The organism is Collinsella aerofaciens ATCC 25986, from assembly GCF_010509075.1.
In the GTDB taxonomy this organism is placed as follows: domain Bacteria; phylum Actinomycetota; class Coriobacteriia; order Coriobacteriales; family Coriobacteriaceae; genus Collinsella; species Collinsella aerofaciens.
Genome location: NZ_CP048433.1, coordinates 1,481,300 through 1,499,327 on the forward strand (window position 1 = coordinate 1,481,300; position 18,028 = coordinate 1,499,327).

An 18,028-nucleotide genomic window follows, 5' to 3' on the forward strand; every position below is an offset into this window, starting at 1 on the left:
CCCCAGTGACTAGTCGTTGGGGACAGTCTTCGTAGGTAGCGCATAAAAAAGGGAATGGGCTTCCCCCGACGGCTGTCGAGAAAAGCCCATCCCATAGTTTACGACCGTTAGAACGTTCCGCCGCCGCCTCCGCCGACGCCGCCGCCTCCGCCGCCCGAGAAGCCGCCGCCACCGCCGCCGCTCGAGCTATCGGAACTCGAAGCCAGCTCACGGATGCTCTCGTGATACACATCGTTAAACGAATCGAGCGGCGACTCGGTACCGTAATGATGGTAGTACCACCAGTAGCAGGGGTAATTGTCGTAGAAACCGTCGGCCTCGCGCACCTCGGGAGGAACAGCCTCGGCAAGCTGACGCAGGACTTCCTTCGAAACGCCCAGCGCCGCACCCATCACCAGAAGTTTATTCCACAGGACCAGATCGCCGGGGACGGCTTCCTTTAGGCGCGTGAAGTCCTCGAGCCAATGCTTAAGCGCCTTGCAGCGAGCCGCCACCTCGGCGCCCTCCGGCGTAAAGCGGCGGAACGTAAGGCCCACGCCAATACCCACCAGCACAATCGGCACCGAGATAACCGCAGCGATAATGTTCGCCTGTGCACCGTCGGTAAAGATGATGGATCCCGCGGGAACAAAGGCGATCAGAATACCAAGAACCAGGCAAAACACCATTGCGACAATGCCGTCCGAGGCAACATACTCGCTATCGGCCAGCTTGCCCTTAACGGTGTTCTGATAGTCCTCGAGCTTGTCGCCCACGGGTGTAGCGTGCTGCTTGACGTAGTGCTGTAGCTCGTCAAACGTGCGCGAGCGGTCGCCGTTCTCGTCGGGCTTAGCACCGGCAAAGAAGACCTTGAGCACCATGTGGTCAATGCCCTTGGCCGACTTCCAGCCCGCATCACTCACCGTCACGCGATACGTCTGCTCTTCTTTTTCACGCCCCAACAGACCCTTCTTGGCCTTGGTCACGGTCGCCTGCTCCAGCTTGATTACACGGTCGTCAGTGAGCTTCATGAGCGTGGCGATATATGCCTGATCGGGCACCTCGTTCCAGCTCATGAGGGCCGAAAGCACGGCGGGATGGTCGGCCGAAGGCACATCGCGGAAATATTCGTCCTGAAAAAGCGGCTTGGGCTTGCGCTTACGCAGCTTGAGCACAACGATTGTGCCGGTAAAGGCCACCGCCGCGACAACACTTAGCACGGCAAGTGCATTGGCAATCATGCGAGCGTGAGCGCGGCGGGCGTTAGCTTCGTCGGCCCATTCCTTCTCTTCGCTCAGGATCGTTGACATGCGCTCTTCGCTCGAAGCGGAAAGCCAAGGCACCCAGTCGCTGGGGAAGGCGATGCGCGCCTCGGCGAATTCGCCCTGATGCACGCAGGGAATGGCATAGGTGACCATGGGCTCGTCCGCATCGAGCGATACGTCGCCCGTCAGCGGGCCGTGGCCCCATGCACGGAAGTTATCGCCCTTGACGGCCGCCGTCCCGGCAGCGGCATTTGCGAAGTACACTTCCATCTCGACATCTTCGGAATCCGCGGACCAGCCGTCGCCCACAAACTTCCAGTAGAGCTCGGCGGTATCGGACCAGTTCATAACCGCACCGGTCATGGTGTAGCTCACGTAATAGATCGCGCTGTCGCCGCTCTCGTGGGGGCTGAATACCTTAATCTTTACGCCGTCACCGGTCTGCTCGACCGTGTAGACGCCAGAGTCGCCCTTGTTCGCGCTATCGACTTTGTTAAACGCGGCATCGTCTTCCTCAACGCTCAGCACATCGACGCCCGCCGTGCCGCCCTGCTGGTTGGTGCCCGCATTGATCTCCCAAAACACGCCGTTAATGTCGTCATCGAAATCAAACTGGCGTCCCTCGACAACGGTCAGCGAGCCGTCGGCCTCAACCGTGGCGCCGATATAGGTTTGGGTCATGGAGTAGCCGTCGGCACGTGCAACGGCGGGCAACAGCAGCAGTGCGCACGCGACGAGCGCGCAAATGGAAGCAAATCGCGCAAACGGGCGGCGCTGCTTGCTGACTTTGGCGGCGAGGGTGTTCATAGGCACATCCTTTGTCTGTAAAACCAACAGCGCCATTGTCCCACGTTTGCGGGTACACATGACGAACATCTGGGCCAACGGAACGTCAAATGGGACAAAAGTCCCACCCGAGCCTGGCACTTAGGGACGTTCCTTATCTGCCGACAGTTTGGGACACTCTTTGGTACGGCCTGCGCCAGCAATAGATACCATTTCACAGCTCAGTCACAGGTGTAGCGGCTTTGTGTGGGCGCGGCACGCGCTGATTGAGCCGCCAGCCGAGGGGCATAAAGCAGTTGAGCGAAAACGGTTTGCCCCTTTGCCGTTCGCTCGAGGATCATGTCCCCCTTTTCCGCGGAAACCCCGGCAGTTGCGAAGAGCTGCCGGGGTTTCTGTCGTCTAAGGTGCCGAGTTGATGGACAGGAATCAAAGCACCGAGTCTGCAGCACGCCATACGCAATGCGGGGCTCGACAACTTGCGGACCGCAGTGACGCCTCCCCATCGCGCCCCGCGCTATACTCGTCCGCATGGATATCAACGCACGCAACATAGCAACGCCCGTCGCGGACGCGCCAACGACGCAGCCCGTCTCCGTTCCCGCGCCCGTCGCGGGGCGCTTTGCCCCGTCGCCATCGGGCCGCATGCACCTGGGCAACGTGTTCAGCTGCCTGTGCTCGTGGCTTTCGGCCCGCAGCCAGGGCGGCAGCATCGTGCTGCGCATCGAAGACCTGGACGATCGCTGCAAGCGCCCGGAACTTGCCGCTCAACTGATTGACGACCTAGCCTGGCTGGGACTCGAGTGGGACGAAGGCCCCTACTACCAGCACGATCGCCTCGACCTGTACGAGAGTGCCTTGCGCCGGCTGCAAGACGCCGGCCTCACCTACCCCTGCTTTTGCACGCGCGCCGAACTCCATGCCGCGAGCGCGCCGCACGCCAGCGACGGCACGCCCATCTACCGCGGCGCCTGCCGAGGCCTTTCTGCCGAGGAGGTTGCTCGCCGCAGCGCTCTACGTGCTCCGGCCACGCGCCTGCGCGTGCCCGCCGTCGACGACCTCGCAGACGATGTGGTCGAATTCGTGGACCGCACGTATGGCGCCCAATGCGAAGCACTCGCCACCGAATGCGGCGACTTTTTGGTGCGCCGCAGCGACGGCGTGTTTGCCTACCAGCTGGCCGTGGTGGTCGACGACGCCGCCATGGGCGTCACCGAGGTCGTACGCGGATGCGACCTGCTGGGCTCCACGCCGCGCCAGATCTATCTGCAGCATCTGCTGGGACTGCCCACACCGCACTACGCGCACATTCCGCTGCTCATGTCGCCGGATGGCCGCCGCCTTTCCAAGCGCGACCGCGATCTGGACCTGGGCGAGCTCCGCGCACGCTTTGGCACGCCCGAGGCGCTGCTGGGATGGCTCGCCGGACAAACAGGCATCGCGCCGGACGCCACGCCGCGCACCGCCGAGCAGCTGGTCGAGCACTTTAGCTGGGACGTCATCCGCGCGCACAGGGAGAACATCACCGTAACGGCCGAGTAGCCAAACGCCCCGCCCCTACGCAATGTCCCAGGGTTGGAGTTCGTCGCCCAAGCGAACGATGCAGTCGTAGAGCACGGTGTGACGCTCGGCCGGGTTGGTATCCCGATGAAAATGCCCGTAGTACCAGCGCTTGTAGTCCAAGCGGTCTTCCAGCTCATCGAAAAATGCCGTAAGCCGATCAACGGAGGGGCAATTCCAGCCGGACGCTGGATAAAGCGTGGACGAAAGCATGCGCGTAGAGCAGGTGTGAGTGATCACGTAGTCGACCGTCCAGCCCACGCTGTCGAGCTTTGCCCGCGCCTCCTCAAAGTTGCGCTCGTCCGGCAGCTCCTGCGGCCACCAGCTGGAATACGGAATGCGGTATTCCTTGTCCACGCTCGTGGCGCCGCCCATGGTAAAGACCGTTGAGCCGTCGAGCTCAAAAACCTCGGCGCGCGTCAGGCGCCGTATGGGAGAGGTGTCCGACAGGCGCTGCGTCAGCCCACCGTGCCACAACTCCATGGGGCGCTCCGCCCAGTGATCGAAACGCTCGTGGTTGCCGTCGACAAACAGCACGGTATAGGGACGCGATTCCAGCCAAGCGATGTCGGCACATTCTTCGGCAGAGAAATCCCACGGAAAGCCAAAGTCGCCGGCGATAATCAGATAGTCGTCGCTCGTCAGACTATCCCCAAGGTCCCAGTCGCGCAGCTTTTGCATGTCGACGCCGCCGTGAATATCGCCCGTCACATAGACCGTCATCGGATCACCACTTCCCTGTAAGTCGCTAGCCCGCATTCTGCACGATCACTAAGCCAACCGTTCCAGCCCTTAGGGCTTACCCCTCGTTCTTCCATCCAAACGGGTCAAGCACCCAAAAAACCAGATCGAGCACGCCGCCGGTCATCATGGCGCCGGCAAGGGCCATGCAAACGTGCAGAGAGACGGCACTTCGGAGCACGTCGAATGGCCCCAAAGAAGCCAGCAGCGCGACCGCTGCGCCGGCTACGCACAGCGCGAGGCACGGCCCCGCGTCCTTAACGCACTTCTTTGCGAGATGCTTTGCGTTGTCACTCATCAATATCGAACTCCTTAGAGGGTCGTTGTTTGGGTACATGCCTCCGCGGCAGAGCAGGGCGGCAGGGTAAGTGTCACATGTCGTGCGGACATCAATGGAGAAACCGCCTGCTCGACCAACCTTTGACGCCGTTTTGCACCGGCACCACATCCCCCGCTATCGAGGTCTAATACTTTTCCCACCGCTACCCAAAAACTCATCCAACATTAATCTTGGCTCAAGAATCGCTTAATCTATAACCTGCACTATAGAGTTCGACCAAGGGCGGGGCGGCGCCGCGCAACGCAGGCCGCCGAACGCAACGCTCGCGCCCAGGCAGATCGCCTGGCGTCGCGCCCATCGAACGAAAGGACAGGTCATGGACGACCTCGAAAAAGTTGAAACCATCCGCACCAAGTGCAACGTGAGCTACACCGATGCCAAGGCCGCGCTCGACGCCGCCGACGGCAACGTTTTGGACGCCATCATTTGGCTCGAGTCGCAGGGCAAGACCCAGACCACATCAGCGCATGCCGCCACCGAGTCTGAGCCGGTCGATGAGCCCTCAGCCGAGATGGTCGCCGCGCAGGCCGCCTACGAGAAGTCGAGCGAAAAGACCGACTTCTCCAAGAAGATGGACAGCGTATGGGAGTACCTCAAAAAGCTCTTCCGCCTGAGCCTGGACACCAAGTTTATCGCCACGCGCCGCGATGCGATCATCCTCAACATCCCCATCCTGATCCCCATCATCGCCCTGTTTGCCTGGGGCGCTACGATTTGGCTGATGCTGATTGGCCTGTTCTTTGGCATGCGCTACCGCATCGACAGCGACGGCGACGTGCCCGGCAGCATCAACAACCTTATGAATCACGCCGCCGATGCCGCGGACGACATCAAGCAAAATCTGAACGACGACAAGTAATCGCAGACGGGGGCACGCATGGCACGGATCCTGATCGTAGAGGACGAGGAGAAAATCGCCCGCTTTGTGACGCTCGAGCTGGAGCACGAGGGCTACCAGGTGGAACACGCCGCCGATGGCCGCACCGCCGTGGACCTGGCGCTGGAGCGCAACTACGATCTTATTCTGCTCGATGTGCTGTTGCCGCAGCTCAACGGCATGGAGGTCCTGCGGCGCGTCCGTAAGCACAAGGATGTGCCGGTGATAATGGTCACCGCGCGCGATGCCGTGATGGACAAGGTGGCCGGGCTCGATGCCGGCGCCGACGATTACCTGACCAAGCCGTTTGCGATTGAGGAGCTGTTCGCACGGATCCGCGTGGCGTTGAAGCGCTCGGAGGCCGTGCGGGCGGCTTCGGGCGTTGGCGGCATCGGGACGGGCGCGGCAGGCGGCACGGGTGTCGGCGCCACTGCGATGCCCCCGGTCAGTGACTCGACCCAGGTTTCCGCCTCGCTCTCCCCCGCCACGCTCGCCGTGGGCTCGGTTGCGCTCGACCCCGACCGCCGCGAAGTCACGGTCGGCGGCTCGCCCATTGCGCTCACGGCCCGCGAGTTCGATGTCCTCGCCCTGCTTATGGCGCATGCCGAGACCGTGCTCACGCGCGAACGCATCGCGCACGAAGCGCTGGGCTACGAATACATGGGCGACACCAACAACGTCGACGTGCACATCGCGCATCTACGCGCCAAGATCGAGGACGCCGGCGGCGCCCGCATCATCCAGACCGTGCGCGGGGTGGGCTATGTCTGCCGCGCGTAACGCCGAGGCCAAACGCGTCACCTCCATCGCCCGCGCCATCAACTGGAGCTATATGTGGCGCCGCCTGATGAGCTACGTTTGGCTCGACCTGCTGCTAGTAGTGATTGTGGCGGCGATCCTTGTCTATGGATACAACCAGACGCTGCCCAACGGCGCGTTTACCGCAGGATGGATCCCCAGCGCCACCGTTCGCGGCATGACGCTGACGCCCGCGCGCGGCTGGGACCTGACAACGCTCACCTATACCGTCGAGCTTGCGCGTACCACCAAGACTTTCCCCCTCGCGCAGGACCTCGTCACGCTATGGCCTCTCTACCTTGTCGTTGTGGGTTGGCAGGTCATCAGCGTGCTCAACATGCTCGGCGGCGCCCGCCGCGTGCGCCGCACCATGGCGCCGCTCAACGATCTGGCCCTGCGCGTGGACGAACTCGGCCGCATGCAACTCGCCGGCGGCAAGATGGAAACACTGGAGCAAGCCATCGAGCGCGCAAGCGTCGACTCGCCGAGCGTCACTACCGGCGACGCCGACCTGGCAAGCATCGAGGTTGCACTCAACCGCCTACTGCGCCAGATGCAAGAGGCCAAACTGCAACAGATGCGCTTTGTCAACGATGCGAGCCACGAGCTGCGCACGCCCATCGCGGTGATTCAGGGTTACGTAAACATGCTCGATCGCTGGGGCAAAGACGACCCGGACGTGCTGGCGGAATCCATCGCGTCCCTCAAGGCCGAAAGCGAGCACATGCAAGAGCTCGTGGAGCAGCTGCTGTTTTTGGCACGCGGCGATGCCGGGCGCACGGTCCTGCGGCGTGCGGATACCAACCTGGCCGCACTGGTCGGCGAGGTATGCGAGGAATCGCAGATGATCGATACCGCGCACACGTATCGGCTGGCGTACGACACCGCGCTTGTCAGCGATTCGCGCTGCGACGCGCCCGTCGACGTGGCACTCGTGAAGCAGGCGCTACGCGTGATCGTGCAAAACGCCGCCAAGTATTCGGACGCGGGAACGACCGTCACATTTGGCATAACGCCGGATGCGGGCGCGGGCACAATCGACATAAGCGTTGAGGACGAGGGCATCGGCATGAACCAGGAATCCGCAGCTCACGCGTTTGAACGGTTCTACCGCGCCGACAACGCACGCAATGCCGGCGCGCAGGGCTCGGGCCTGGGGCTTGCCATTGCCAAGTGGATCGTCGATAGCCATGGCGGTGTCATTGGCGTGACCTCAGTCGAGGGCGTCGGCAGCCGCTTTACGATTCGCCTGCCGCGGTAGGAAGCCCCTCGGCATAAATAAAGGGGTAGGGCCACGCGGCCCTATCCCTTTTTGCTAGCTATGGCAGCTTGTGCGCTATTCGCGGCACAGGTGCACGGCGAAACCGGCGAACTCGCGCTTAAAGTACACGAGCTTGGTACCACCGTCGGGCAGCAGCGCGCGCGACTCTTCGTTGACCTCGAGCCCGCGCTCGGCAAACCACTTCTCAGCTGCATCGATGTCGTTAACGGCAAAGCCGATGTGGCCCTTGGTGCCACGACCGTTCTGCTTCATGATCTCGACCAGCGAATCGTTAAAGTACGAAACCGGGGTCTCAATAACGGGCAGGCCCATCATCGTCGAGAACAGCTCCGCGATCTCCAAGGCATCTGCCGGGTCGGTGGCGTTAATGCCCACATGGGCAACGCGCATGCCAAAGAGCTCGACCGGATTGGCGTTCTGCTCATTCATACAGGCAGCGCCTACTGAGCCATGACGTCGAGAACGGCCTTCTCGGCGGCAACGCGGTTCATGCCGGTCATGAAGGGCACGCCACTCACGTACGGGCAGGTGAGGCCCTCGGGGGCAACGGTGGTGGCGATCAGCAGGTCAGCGCCCTCGTCGCAGTAATCCTTGGCCTCGGAGATGGCGCACTGCACGATCTCGTACTTGTCGGCATAACCGTTGGCGTCGAGCAGAGTAGCGACCTTCTGGGCAACGAGCGTGGAAGTAGCAGCGCCAGCACCGCAAGCCAAAACGATCTTCTTCATAGGTAATGTCTCCCTTCATGGTTTACTTTAGGTAAGTGTACCGCAGCGAGCGATGGCACTCGGCCTCGATGAGCTTTTATGCCAGTTTGCTTGCGCGCTGCGTATAATACATCTAGTACGTGTTGTCATACCGCTCGCTTTATGAGCGACTAAGGACCCTAATATGCCCGATTCCCGCACCCTCTGGACCGCCGTCGTTATCATCTGCATCGCCGTGTCGGTGTTCTTTAGCGTCAAAAAACGCACCACGTTTAAGCGCCTGCAGCAGCTTATGGCTGCCAAGCAGTGGGACGAGTTCGATCGTTTGCTCGACGGCAAACTCACCAGCATGCTGTACCCGCGCTACAACCGCGACTACCTGCGTCTGAACTCCTATCTGCTGCGCGAGGACCACGAGCGTGCCAGCGAGATGTTCGACCTACTGCTGGGACTCAACCTCCCCAAGATGCAGCGCGTCGACTTGGTGATTAAGGCCTTTAACTACTATGTTGGCCAGGAGGACCGCAAAAAGTCCAAAGAGCTGTTGCACGAGATCAAGGGCTTTGAGGGCGGTCAGGCCGAGGCAGTTGCGCACGAGTGTCAGCTGATGTACGACACGATGATCCTCAAGCGCCACAACGACATTCCCGAGCTGGAGCGCATGCTCGAGGATGTCGGCGACGACCCGGTCAAGCGCTGCCGCTTGGAGTACCTGCTAGCCCTGCAGTACCAGAACAAGGGCGACGAAGCCAAGTTCCAGGAGTTCCTGGAGAAGTCGGGCCAACACTCGATGGCCGTCAACGCGTAACGGACGGCTTGTGCTAGACTTCTAGTCTCACGGGGGCGTGGCGGAATTGGCATACGCAGGAGACTTAAAATCTCTCGCCGCAAGGATTGTGGGTTCGAGTCCCACCGCCCCTACCATATGGAGCTTGCGAGCCCGTGTTCCCCAGGGATGCGGGCTCGCTTCTTTTAGATGCCGGTGGGACTCGAACCCGCGAGGGGGCGAGCGTTAAGCGGACGCGCAGCGTCCGTAGCGAGCCGGCGAGGGCGCCGACAGGCGGCCGAAGCCGGTGCGTATTTGCGCAGCAAATGCGCGGACGTCCCACCGCCCCTACCATTTGGTTTTTACGAGCCCGCGTCCCCCAGGGATGCGGGCTCGTTTCTTTTACACGCCGGCGGGGCTCTAAGTTGCGGTGGAATAGATCCTGTTTATACCGTTTACCAGCTTATTTAGGAACTATTTCACCGCAACTCAGAGGAAGACGGTTAAAGAGCACTCAGGCTCGGGGTCCAGCCGATGGTGGGGGTCGCGCCGTCGAGAGTCTCGTTGATGGTGGCGGCCATGCCGGCGAGTAGGCTGTTCTCGCTTACGGTGAGCGTCTTGTAGCCGCCGGCACGCATGAGTTCGCGGATCACCACGGCGCCAGCCAAGATCACGCCCGCGCGTTTGGGCTGTACACCCGGTAGCGCGGCGATGCCTTCCGCGTCCAACACAGACATGCGCTCGATAGCGGCCGAGACCTGCTCCAGCGACAGCTCGCGTAGGTGAACAAAGCTCGAATCGTACGGTTCCAGCTCGTGGACCAGAGCCACCAGCGTAGTCACCGTGCCACCCACCGCGACCAGACGCTCGGCGCGCTCAAAGTCGCTGGGCAGGCCTTCAAAATAGGCGGCGAACTGCTCGCCTGCCCACGAGGCAGCGGCAGCAAGCTCGCCGCGTGCGGGCGGCAGCGCCGAGAAAAACCGCTCCGTCACGCGACGGCAACCGATGTCCAGTGAGCGCGTTCCCTCCAGCGCAAAGACCCCGCGCTCAGGCGCATAGACGCCCGTCGCGAGCTCCGTGGAGCCGCCACCCGAATCGGCGACGATGATGCGCTCGCCAGCAAAGTCGTGTGCCACGCCAAAAAACGTCAGGCGCGCCTCGACCTCTCCCGGAATCACCTGCGGTTCGAGCCCCAGCTCGCGCAGACCGTCCAGCAGCAGCGCGGCATTGGACGCATCGCGCGCGGCACTCGTGCACGTGGTGCAGATGCACGCGGCCCCAAAGGCACGGGCTTCGTCCACAAACATGCGGCACGCAGCGAGCACGCGCTCAACGGCCGCCTCGCAAAAGCGCCCCGTCGCGTCCACGCCCTCGCCCAGATCGGTAATCTCGGTATGCTTGGACGATTCCACGATCGCCCCGCCCTCGACCTGGGCCAACACCAGTCGCGACGACACCGTTCCCAGGTCGATCGCGGCTACCTTATAGCGTTTGCAATTTGTCATTGCGGGCTCCCCTCCGGGCGCTACTCGCCTACTCGCCGCTAGACGCGACCGTCTGACCCTCGACGCCGTTAAATCCAAACAGCATGTCGAGCGTCTGAATGTACCACGGCGCGTCCTTGCCGACTTCTTCGATCTCCTTGGCCACCTCGCTGGCTTTCTTGGCGTTCGACGACTTCTGGCTCGACGAGGCATCCGAATCGCCGTCTAGGCCCTGCACTTCAATCCTCTTCTCGCCGGGCATCACCAGGCCCAGGTCCTCGGATGCCGCATCCTTGATGCCCTCCTCCGAGAGCAACTTGTCGACGCTTTTTTGCAGCTCATCATTGTATTGCTGGCGAATCTCGACCTGCTTGGCCAAGATATCGCTCGAGCGCTTTGCCACATACAGGTCGCGCACGGGGAAATACAGGCTCACGAGCACCAGGGCAACGACGATGCCGATGAATAGCCCTCGCTGAGGACCGTGGGTAAAGTCGTAGATCGCCTTGACCACCGCGTTGTCGTTGGCGTAGTGCATAAAGTCCGAGCCCGAAAGACGGTTCGAGGGCCTGCTCGACCTATCGTGCGTTTGAGCCGACGAGCGCTGAGCATGCGACGAACGTGCTGGGCGCACTGGTCCATCTGTCGAAGTATTCACTTGAGCATTGGGGCGCGAGGTACTTGTCGGGCGCTGCGTGGAGCGGTCGGCGCCGGCGTAGGCGGACCCACCGAGCTGCACCGTGCGCGCACGGCGAGGCGACGGCTCACGCGAACCGGCGGAATAGTACCTGTTGTCGTAAATCTGATCCATGTGCGCCTTGTGCGGTTGAGGTTTGTTTGCGCTAAGTATTCTAGTTATAGCACGAGCGCGCGCACCGCCTTCGACAGCCTTTGCTCGACATAAAAAAGGCGCTGAGTCATATGGCCCAGCGCCCAATGGTGCTCAACAGCGCCCAGCGGGAGCGAAGCGAATCCGAGTCAGCCCCGCCCCGCGCACGCCGCTTGCCTAGCGAATGTTGTAGAACGCGGCCTTGCCGGCGAAGCGCGCGCTGCCCTCGAGCTCGTCCTCGATACGGATGAGCTGGTTGTATTTGGCGATACGGTCGCTGCGGCACGGGGCGCCCGACTTAATCTGGCCAGCGTTAACACCCACGACCAGGTCGGCGATCGTGGAGTCCTCGGTCTCGCCGGAACGGTGGCTCACGATGCAAGCGTAGCCGGCCTCCTTGGCGGTTTCGATGGCCTCGAGCGACTCGGTGAGCGTGCCGATCTGGTTGACCTTGACCAGAATCGCGTTGGCGGCGCCCAGCTCGATGCCCTTCTTGAGGCGCTCGGTGTTGGTGACGAACAGGTCGTCGCCCACCAGCTGCACCTTGTTGCCAATGCGACGGGTGAGCTCAACCCAGCCGTCCCAGTCCTCCTCGGCCATGCCGTCCTCGATGGAGATGATGGGATAGGTGTCGACGAGCTTCTCCCAGTAATCAACCATCTGGGCGCTCGTGTACTCCACGCCCTCGCCCTTGAGCTCGTACATACCGGTCTCGGCGTTGTAGAACTCGGTCGATGCCGGATCCATGGCGTACATGAAGTCGACACCGGGCTTAAAGCCGGCCTTCTCGACGGCCTTGGTGATGTACTCGAACGGCTCGGCATTGGTCTTGAGGTTGGGCGCGAAACCGCCCTCGTCGCCCACGCCGCCGCCCAGGCCAGCCTCGTGCAGCACGCCCTTGAGGGTGTGGTAGACCTCGGCGCACCAGCGCAAGCCCTCGGCAAAGCTCGGGGCGCCCACGGGCATGATCATGAACTCCTGGAAGTCAACGTTGTTGTCGGCATGCACGCCACCGTTGAGGATGTTCATCATGGGCGTGGGCAGCAGGTGAGCGTTGACGCCGCCCAGGTACTGGTACAGCGACAGGCCCGCCGACTCGGCTGCGGCGCGGGCAACGGCCAGCGACACGCCCAGGATGGCGTTGGCGCCGAGCTTGGTCTTATTGGGCGTACCGTCCGCGGCGATTAGCGCGGCATCGACGGCGCGCTGATCGAAGGCGTCGAGGCCTACGACGGCATCGGCGCACTCGTTGTTGACGTGCTCGACGGCCTGCGAGACGCCCTTGCCCAGATAGCGGCCCTTGTCGCCGTCGCGCAGCTCACATGCCTCAAAGGCACCGGTCGAAGCGCCCGAAGGCACCATCGCGCGGCCGAAGCTGCCGTCCTCGAGCACGACCTCGACCTCGACGGTGGGGTTGCCGCGGCTGTCGAGCACCTCGCGACCGTAGACATCCAAAATATCGCTCATGTTGTCTCCCTCTCACTTGGAAACGGGTTGAATGCTTGGCGACGCGGCTTGCACGCTGCAGCGGCGCGCAGGTTCATAAGTTAGCCTTGTCGCACTTTTTTATTATGCCCTAAGTTAGCCAAGGGATACACTCTTTTTAAAAAATAATGGAGCGATGGGACAAGTCCGTCCCGTCGCTCCCGCGGTATTACTCCCCTGCCTTTGCGGCATCCCACAGGTCGTTGAGACCGTGGGTCGAAAGCTCAGCCAGATCAACGTGGGCGTCGGCCGCCATCTGCTCCATCGCAGTCCACCGACGGCGGAACTTTGCCGTGCTGGCACGCAAGGCGCTCTCGGCGTCAATCCCCTCTTTGCGCGCAACGTTGACTAGGGCAAAGAGTAGGTCGCCAAACTCCATCTCGCGCTCGGGCGTTCCGGGGGCCTCGGCCTCAAACTCGGCACGCTCCTCGGCCACCTCATCCCACACATCTTGGACGGTCTCCCATTCAAAGCCCACGGCCGCCGCCTTGCGCGACACCTTTTGCGCCTGCATCAGCGCCGGCAGGTGCGTGGGCACGCCGTCGAGCAGTCCCTCGGGCGCGGCCTCGCCTGCCGCCACAGCTTGGTCCTTGGCGGCCTTCTCGGCAAGCTTAACCTCGTCCCAAATCTTGAGCACCTCGTCAGAGTTGTCGGCATCCACATCGCCAAACACGTGCGGATGACGGCGAATGAGCTTGGCATCGATATCGCGCGCCACGTCGGCCAGCGAAAACTCGCCGGCATCCGCCGCAATCTGTGCATGCAGTACGACCTGCATGAGCACGTCACCCAGCTCCTCGCGCAGATGCGTGGCATCGTCGGCCTCGATGCAGTCGAGTGCCTCGTAGGCCTCCTCGATCATGTTCTTGCCAATGCTGCGGTGCGTCTGCTCACGGTCCCACGGGCAGCCATCGGGCTGACGCAGACGCCAGATGGTCTGCACCAGATGCTGCAGCTCGGCCGACGCATCGACCAGCGTGGCCAGGTCACGCGAACCCTCGGCATTTTGCTGAGCCATGTGCTCTGCCATGGTTACTCCTCCTCCAGGATCACGTGGCGGAACGCGCCGCCCTCGTAGATGCCATAGCTGTGCGTGCCGTCCTTGGGGATGCTCACGCTGCCGGGGTTGAAGAGCCACAGACCAGGATGCTCCTCGCTCGCCTCGTTGACCTTGATGTGCGTGTGACCGTAGACGAGCGCGGAACCCTCGGGCAGCGCGGGTGCGTGGTCAATGCTGTTATGCATGCCGGCGCCAAAGACGTGGCCGTGCGTCAGGAACAGTTCGCGGCCGGTCTCGTCAAACAGCGTGGCGTAGTCGGCCATGACCGGAAAGTCGAGGACCATCTGGTCGACCTCGGCGTCGCAGTTGCCGCGCACCGCGATGATGCGGTCGGCCAGGGCGTTGAGCAGCGGAATCACGCGCTTGGGGGCGTAGTCGCGCGGCAGGTCGTTGCGCGGACCGTGATAGAGCAGGTCGCCCAGCAGCACAATGCGGTCGGGCTGCTCGGATTCGATAGCGGTGCAGAGGCGCTCGGTCCAGTATGCCGAGCCGTGGATGTCGGAGGCGATGAGGTATTTCATGGGTAGTCCTTTCGAAGTGGGATTGATGGGGGGGTTGAATACGGAGTCCGCGGATGTGGAGCCCATCTACCGTGTTACTCGAATCGCAGCGCCGCGCTCTGAGCCGCCTGCATCACGCGTTGGAGCGGCACGCCATGTTCGCGGGCAAGACGGGCGCAATCCTCGTACTCGGGCGCGGCGCGCTCGCTGCCGTCGGGCAGGGTCGCCACCTTAACGGATACCTCGCCCCAAGGCGTTGTCACCTGCTCGAATCGGCGCGGCAGGCAAACGCGTTCCATCACCTGGCGACGAATGCCGTTAGTCGTGGTCTCCAAAAAGATAATCGTCTGCAAGCGCTCAATATCCTCGTGCGAGCAGATCACCTGCAGCTGCCATCCGGGGCGGCCCTTTTTGCAGTAAAGCGGCAGCCAATGCACCTCGCGGGCGCCGGCCTCGCGCAGGCGGTCAGCGGCGTAGGCGAGCACCTCGGGCGACGCGTCGTCGATGTCGCACTCCAGCTTGACGATAGTTTCGGGCGCATCGGTCTCGCGAGACAGCGGGGATGTGCTATCGCATGGCATACGGTCCGGCTCCTTTCCGCATGGGCTCGTTTTATTCACCCAAACGCTAGCACATCGCGGGCTGCGCGAGTGTGACGGCACGTGATGAGCGCGATTTTCCTTGTCGGCAAGAAACCGACACTCCACCGCCTCAGCCAAACATGTACATCAGCCTCCAAACACGTCATTTTTTGCAGCTTTTGGAGGCTGATGTACACGTTTTAAGGCAGGGTCGATGTCGTGTGGCAGCCCTTGCGCGCCATCTGCCCTTTCCAGTCGGTTTCGACTTGCGGCGTTCCCGGCGCGCCAGGGGTCGCGCCATTACAATGGAGCGGATTCGCTTGACGCAAAGGAGCCGCCATGTCTGCTTGCCCGCTGATCGATTGCCATACCCATACCTCGTTTTCGGACGGCCATGCCTCGTTTGAGAACAACGTTCGCGCTGCTGCCGCTGCCGGCTGCCGCGTCATGGTCTCGACCGATCACCTCACCCTGCCCGCCAGCATGGACGCCAACTGCGAAGTGCAGGTTGTCGAGGGCGACCTGACGGCGCATCGCCTGGCATTTGAGGACGCCCGCAAGCTCGCCGCGCAGATTGCGCCTGAGCTCGAGCTTATCTATGGCTTTGAATGCGATTGGTACGAGGGCTGCGAGCCTTTGGTTGAGCGCTGGTCCGCGGGTGCCATAGTGCGCTTGGGCAGCGTGCATTGGATTGGCAACCCAGGCGATATCATGGCCGGCGCCGCGGGCACGGCGGGAACGGAAAACGTCGCTCGTCCCGATACGCCCGATTCGCGCTGCGGTTGGATCGACGACGACACCAACCTGCACGTTTGGGAAAACCTGGGCGTGCGCGGCGTGTGGGAGCGCTATGTCGATGACTGGTGCCGCGCCTGCGAAAGCTCGCTCAGCTTTGATGTGATGGCTCACCCCGACCTGGTCATGCGCTTTTCGAAGGAAGGCTTTGCGCCCGATTTTGACCCCGCGCCGTTCTGGGAACAGATGGCCGAGTGCGCTCACGACACGGGCCGCCGCGTTGAGGTCTCGACGGCCGCACCGCGCAAGGGCTTGGGCGACTACTACCCCGCAACCGGTCTTTTGCGCTGCTTTGCCCATGCCGAAGTGCCGATCACCTTTGGCTCGGACGCGCACCGCGCCTGCGATATCTGCTGGAACATCCGCGAGGCCCAGGCGCACGCCTACGACTGCGGTTATCGAACCTTCGACATCCCCCACGCCACCGGCGAATGGGAATCCACGCCCCTCGCCTAGCCATCCCTTCATAAGTTGCGGTGAAATAGGGATTGTTTTGCTTGATGAAGCGCTTAAACAGTCCCTATTTCACCGCAACTTCCATGACCCCGTTACACCAACAAAGACTGTCCCAAACGACTAGTGGCGGCGGGCGTTGAGTTCGCCGGCAAGCTCGTCGAGGGTGATACCGTAGCGCTCGAGCGTCACGAGCAGGTGGTAGACCAGGTCGCCGGCCTCGTAGCGGATGTGATCGTGATCGTTATCCTTGCAGGCCATGATTACCTCGCTTGCCTCCTCGGCAAGCTTCTTGAGCAGCTCGTCCTCGACGTCGGTCAGCAGACGCGCGGTATAGCTCTCCTGCGGCGATGCATCACGACGACCGTGAATCACCTCGGCCAGACCTGTCAGCGTCTCTCCGATATTTCCATCCTGAACGTTTGCGGTGCGCACACCCATAGTTCAATCCTTTCTGGTTGGCCAAGCGCCTAGTCGAGCGCCCGTCCTACGCGAGTTTCTTAAAGAAGCAGGTACGGTTGCCGGTGTGGCAGGCCGGACCCGGCGAGTCGACCTTGACCAGCAGCGTATCGCTATCGCAGTCGGCCCAGAGCTCCTTGACCTCCTGCATATTGCCGCTCGTCGCGCCCTTATTCCAGAGCTCCTGACGGCTGCGGCTCCAAAACCACGTGGTACCGGTCTTGAGCGTCAGCCCCACCGACTCCTCGTTCATCCAAGCAACCATAAGCACCTCGCCGGTGTCATATTGCTGAACCACACAAGGAATCAATCCTTTGGCGTCGTATTTAAGATCCGCTGGAGTAGTAATTTCTCTCATTTCAATTCCCCAATTTAAACATCGCCGGTCGGCGAGGGTTGTCCAGGTGCCCGAGATTCCGAGCGACAAGCCCGACGACGCGTACTTAAGTACGCGAGGAGGGTTGGAGCCGGAAGGTCGGGTGCCTGGACAAGCCGCAGCATTAGAAGTCCAATCTCACAGGAATGCCCTGTGAGGCCATATACTCTTTGACTTCGCGAATGCTGAAGGTTCCAAAGTGAAAGACGCTCGCCGCCAGCACGGCGTCGGCCTCGCCCTCGATCACGCCCTCGGCAAAATGCTCGAGCGTGCCCACTCCGCCGCTCGCGATGACGGGAATCGGCACCGCGCGCGCCACGGCGCGGGTGAGCGCCAAATCAAAGCCGGCCTTGGTGCCGTCGCGATCCATGCTGGTGAGCAGGATCTCGCCGGCGCCACGACGAGCCGCCTCCTCGGCCCACGCCACCGCGTCGATACCCGTAGCGTTGCGACCGCCCGCCGTAAAGACCTCCCACTTATCGGCGCCCGGCTCCCCGGGCAGCCCCACACGCTTGGCATCGATCGCCACGACCACGGCCTGGCTACCAAACGCCGCGGCAGCCTGGCTAATCAGCGATGGATCGCGCACGGCGGCAGAGTTGAGCGACACCTTGTCGGCACCGGCGGCAACCATGGTGCGCATGCCCGCCAGGTCGCGAAAGCCGCCGCCCACGGTATAGGGAATGGCCAGCTCCTCGGCCGCATGCGCCGCCATCTCGATAGTCGTCGCACGGTTGTCGCTCGTGGCGGTAATGTCCAGGAAGACGACCTCGTCCGCACCTTCGCGATCGTAGGCGCGCGCCAGCTCCACCGGATCGCCCGCATCGCGCAAGCTCACAAAGTTGACGCCTTTGACCACACGGCCATCCTTGACGTCCAAGCAGGGAATCACGCGTTTGGTAAGCATG

At 62.2% G+C, this 18,028-nt stretch carries 20 protein-coding genes and 1 tRNA gene; 7 read left to right on the plus strand and 14 right to left on the minus strand.

From position 1 onward, the window contains the following. Positions 1–107 precede the first annotated feature (107 nt). Positions 108–2,051 carry a DUF2207 domain-containing protein gene (locus tag GXM19_RS06765; protein WP_050766172.1) on the minus strand — a complete coding sequence of 648 codons (1,944 nt, stop codon included), beginning with the start codon at positions 2,049–2,051 and terminating at the stop codon, positions 108–110. Positions 2,052–2,558: 507 nt separating this feature from the next. Between GXM19_RS06765 and gluQRS the strand changes: the two genes are divergently transcribed. After that, complete coding sequence (gluQRS, locus tag GXM19_RS06770; RefSeq protein ID WP_040359768.1) at positions 2,559–3,569, plus strand: tRNA glutamyl-Q(34) synthetase GluQRS; 1,011 nt, start codon at positions 2,559–2,561, stop codon at positions 3,567–3,569. A 15-nt stretch (positions 3,570–3,584) separates the two neighbouring features. Here the strand turns inward: gluQRS and GXM19_RS06775 are convergent, their stop codons facing one another. Both GXM19_RS06775 and GXM19_RS06780 read right to left on the minus strand, forming a co-directional pair. Then, entirely contained in the window at positions 3,585–4,310 is a 726-nt protein-coding gene (locus GXM19_RS06775; RefSeq protein ID WP_006235910.1) for a metallophosphoesterase, read from the minus strand. 76 nt (positions 4,311–4,386) lie between these two features. Next, positions 4,387–4,626, minus strand: coding sequence for a hypothetical protein (locus tag GXM19_RS06780; RefSeq protein ID WP_040359765.1), 240 nt, complete (start codon positions 4,624–4,626; stop codon positions 4,387–4,389). A gap of 358 nt (positions 4,627–4,984) precedes the next feature. Between GXM19_RS06780 and GXM19_RS06785 the strand changes: the two genes are divergently transcribed. Genes GXM19_RS06785 through GXM19_RS06795 form a run of 3 tightly spaced genes read left to right on the plus strand, consistent with a single transcriptional unit; the run spans position 4,985 to position 7,604 of the window. Continuing rightward, positions 4,985–5,527, plus strand: a complete 543-nt coding sequence (locus GXM19_RS06785) for a UBA domain-containing protein (protein WP_006235908.1) — start codon at positions 4,985–4,987, stop codon at positions 5,525–5,527. Between the two features lie 18 nt (positions 5,528–5,545). Continuing rightward, positions 5,546–6,325: a response regulator transcription factor gene (locus GXM19_RS06790; protein ID WP_006235907.1), complete on the plus strand. Its 780-nt coding sequence runs from the start codon at positions 5,546–5,548 to the stop codon at positions 6,323–6,325. After that, entirely contained in the window at positions 6,309–7,604 is a 1,296-nt protein-coding gene (locus tag GXM19_RS06795; RefSeq protein ID WP_006235906.1) for a sensor histidine kinase, read from the plus strand. The genes GXM19_RS06790 and GXM19_RS06795 overlap by 17 nt, the downstream gene beginning before the upstream one ends. Before the next feature lie 75 nt (positions 7,605–7,679). Here the strand turns inward: GXM19_RS06795 and GXM19_RS06800 are convergent, their stop codons facing one another. Both GXM19_RS06800 and GXM19_RS06805 read right to left on the minus strand, forming a co-directional pair. After that, the gene (locus tag GXM19_RS06800) at positions 7,680–8,054 is read right to left on the minus strand and encodes a VOC family protein (protein ID WP_006235904.1); all 375 of its coding nucleotides are present in this window, start codon (positions 8,052–8,054) and stop codon (positions 7,680–7,682) included. An 11-nt stretch (positions 8,055–8,065) separates the two neighbouring features. Further along, positions 8,066–8,353, minus strand: coding sequence for a PTS sugar transporter subunit IIB (locus tag GXM19_RS06805; RefSeq protein ID WP_006235903.1), 288 nt, complete (start codon positions 8,351–8,353; stop codon positions 8,066–8,068). A gap of 163 nt (positions 8,354–8,516) precedes the next feature. Between GXM19_RS06805 and GXM19_RS06810 the strand changes: the two genes are divergently transcribed. Both GXM19_RS06810 and GXM19_RS06815 read left to right on the plus strand, forming a co-directional pair. Further along, positions 8,517–9,140, plus strand: a complete 624-nt coding sequence (locus GXM19_RS06810) for a hypothetical protein (RefSeq protein ID WP_006235902.1) — start codon at positions 8,517–8,519, stop codon at positions 9,138–9,140. Positions 9,141–9,171: 31 nt separating this feature from the next. Beyond that, positions 9,172–9,256 (plus strand) — tRNA-Leu (locus GXM19_RS06815). A gap of 345 nt (positions 9,257–9,601) precedes the next feature. Here the strand turns inward: GXM19_RS06815 and GXM19_RS06820 are convergent. From GXM19_RS06820 to larC2, 6 genes are all read right to left on the minus strand, one after another. After that, a complete protein-coding gene (locus GXM19_RS06820) occupies positions 9,602–10,603 on the minus strand; it encodes a Ppx/GppA phosphatase family protein (RefSeq protein WP_006235901.1) in 1,002 nt (333 codons plus the stop codon). 28 nt (positions 10,604–10,631) lie between these two features. Continuing rightward, the gene (locus GXM19_RS11115; RefSeq protein WP_239057605.1) at positions 10,632–11,393 is read right to left on the minus strand and encodes a hypothetical protein; all 762 of its coding nucleotides are present in this window, start codon (positions 11,391–11,393) and stop codon (positions 10,632–10,634) included. Between the two features lie 195 nt (positions 11,394–11,588). Beyond that, positions 11,589–12,878, minus strand: a complete 1,290-nt coding sequence (eno, locus tag GXM19_RS06830) for a phosphopyruvate hydratase (RefSeq protein ID WP_006235898.1) — start codon at positions 12,876–12,878, stop codon at positions 11,589–11,591. Positions 12,879–13,065: 187 nt separating this feature from the next. After that, positions 13,066–13,926: a nucleoside triphosphate pyrophosphohydrolase gene (gene mazG / locus GXM19_RS06835; protein WP_006235897.1), complete on the minus strand. Its 861-nt coding sequence runs from the start codon at positions 13,924–13,926 to the stop codon at positions 13,066–13,068. Between the two features lie 2 nt (positions 13,927–13,928). Next, positions 13,929–14,477, minus strand: a complete 549-nt coding sequence (gene yfcE / locus GXM19_RS06840; protein ID WP_006235896.1) for a phosphodiesterase — start codon at positions 14,475–14,477, stop codon at positions 13,929–13,931. Between the two features lie 74 nt (positions 14,478–14,551). Further along, positions 14,552–15,037, minus strand: a complete 486-nt coding sequence (larC2, locus tag GXM19_RS06845; protein ID WP_006235895.1) for a nickel pincer cofactor biosynthesis protein LarC2 — start codon at positions 15,035–15,037, stop codon at positions 14,552–14,554. 339 nt (positions 15,038–15,376) lie between these two features. Between larC2 and GXM19_RS06850 the strand changes: the two genes are divergently transcribed. Continuing rightward, positions 15,377–16,288 (plus strand): PHP domain-containing protein, encoded by a 912-nt coding sequence (locus GXM19_RS06850; protein WP_040359761.1) that lies wholly within the window; start codon positions 15,377–15,379, stop codon positions 16,286–16,288. A 120-nt stretch (positions 16,289–16,408) separates the two neighbouring features. Here GXM19_RS06850 and hisE read toward each other — a convergent pair whose 3' ends face one another. From hisE to hisF, 3 genes are all read right to left on the minus strand, one after another. Further along, positions 16,409–16,726 carry a phosphoribosyl-ATP diphosphatase gene (gene hisE / locus GXM19_RS06855; protein ID WP_006235893.1) on the minus strand — a complete coding sequence of 106 codons (318 nt, stop codon included), beginning with the start codon at positions 16,724–16,726 and terminating at the stop codon, positions 16,409–16,411. Positions 16,727–16,772: 46 nt separating this feature from the next. Further along, the gene (gene hisI, locus GXM19_RS06860; RefSeq protein WP_006235892.1) at positions 16,773–17,102 is read right to left on the minus strand and encodes a phosphoribosyl-AMP cyclohydrolase; all 330 of its coding nucleotides are present in this window, start codon (positions 17,100–17,102) and stop codon (positions 16,773–16,775) included. Between the two features lie 142 nt (positions 17,103–17,244). After that, positions 17,245–18,027, minus strand: a complete 783-nt coding sequence (gene hisF / locus GXM19_RS06865) for an imidazole glycerol phosphate synthase subunit HisF (RefSeq protein WP_006235891.1) — start codon at positions 18,025–18,027, stop codon at positions 17,245–17,247. Position 18,028 lies beyond the last annotated feature (1 nt).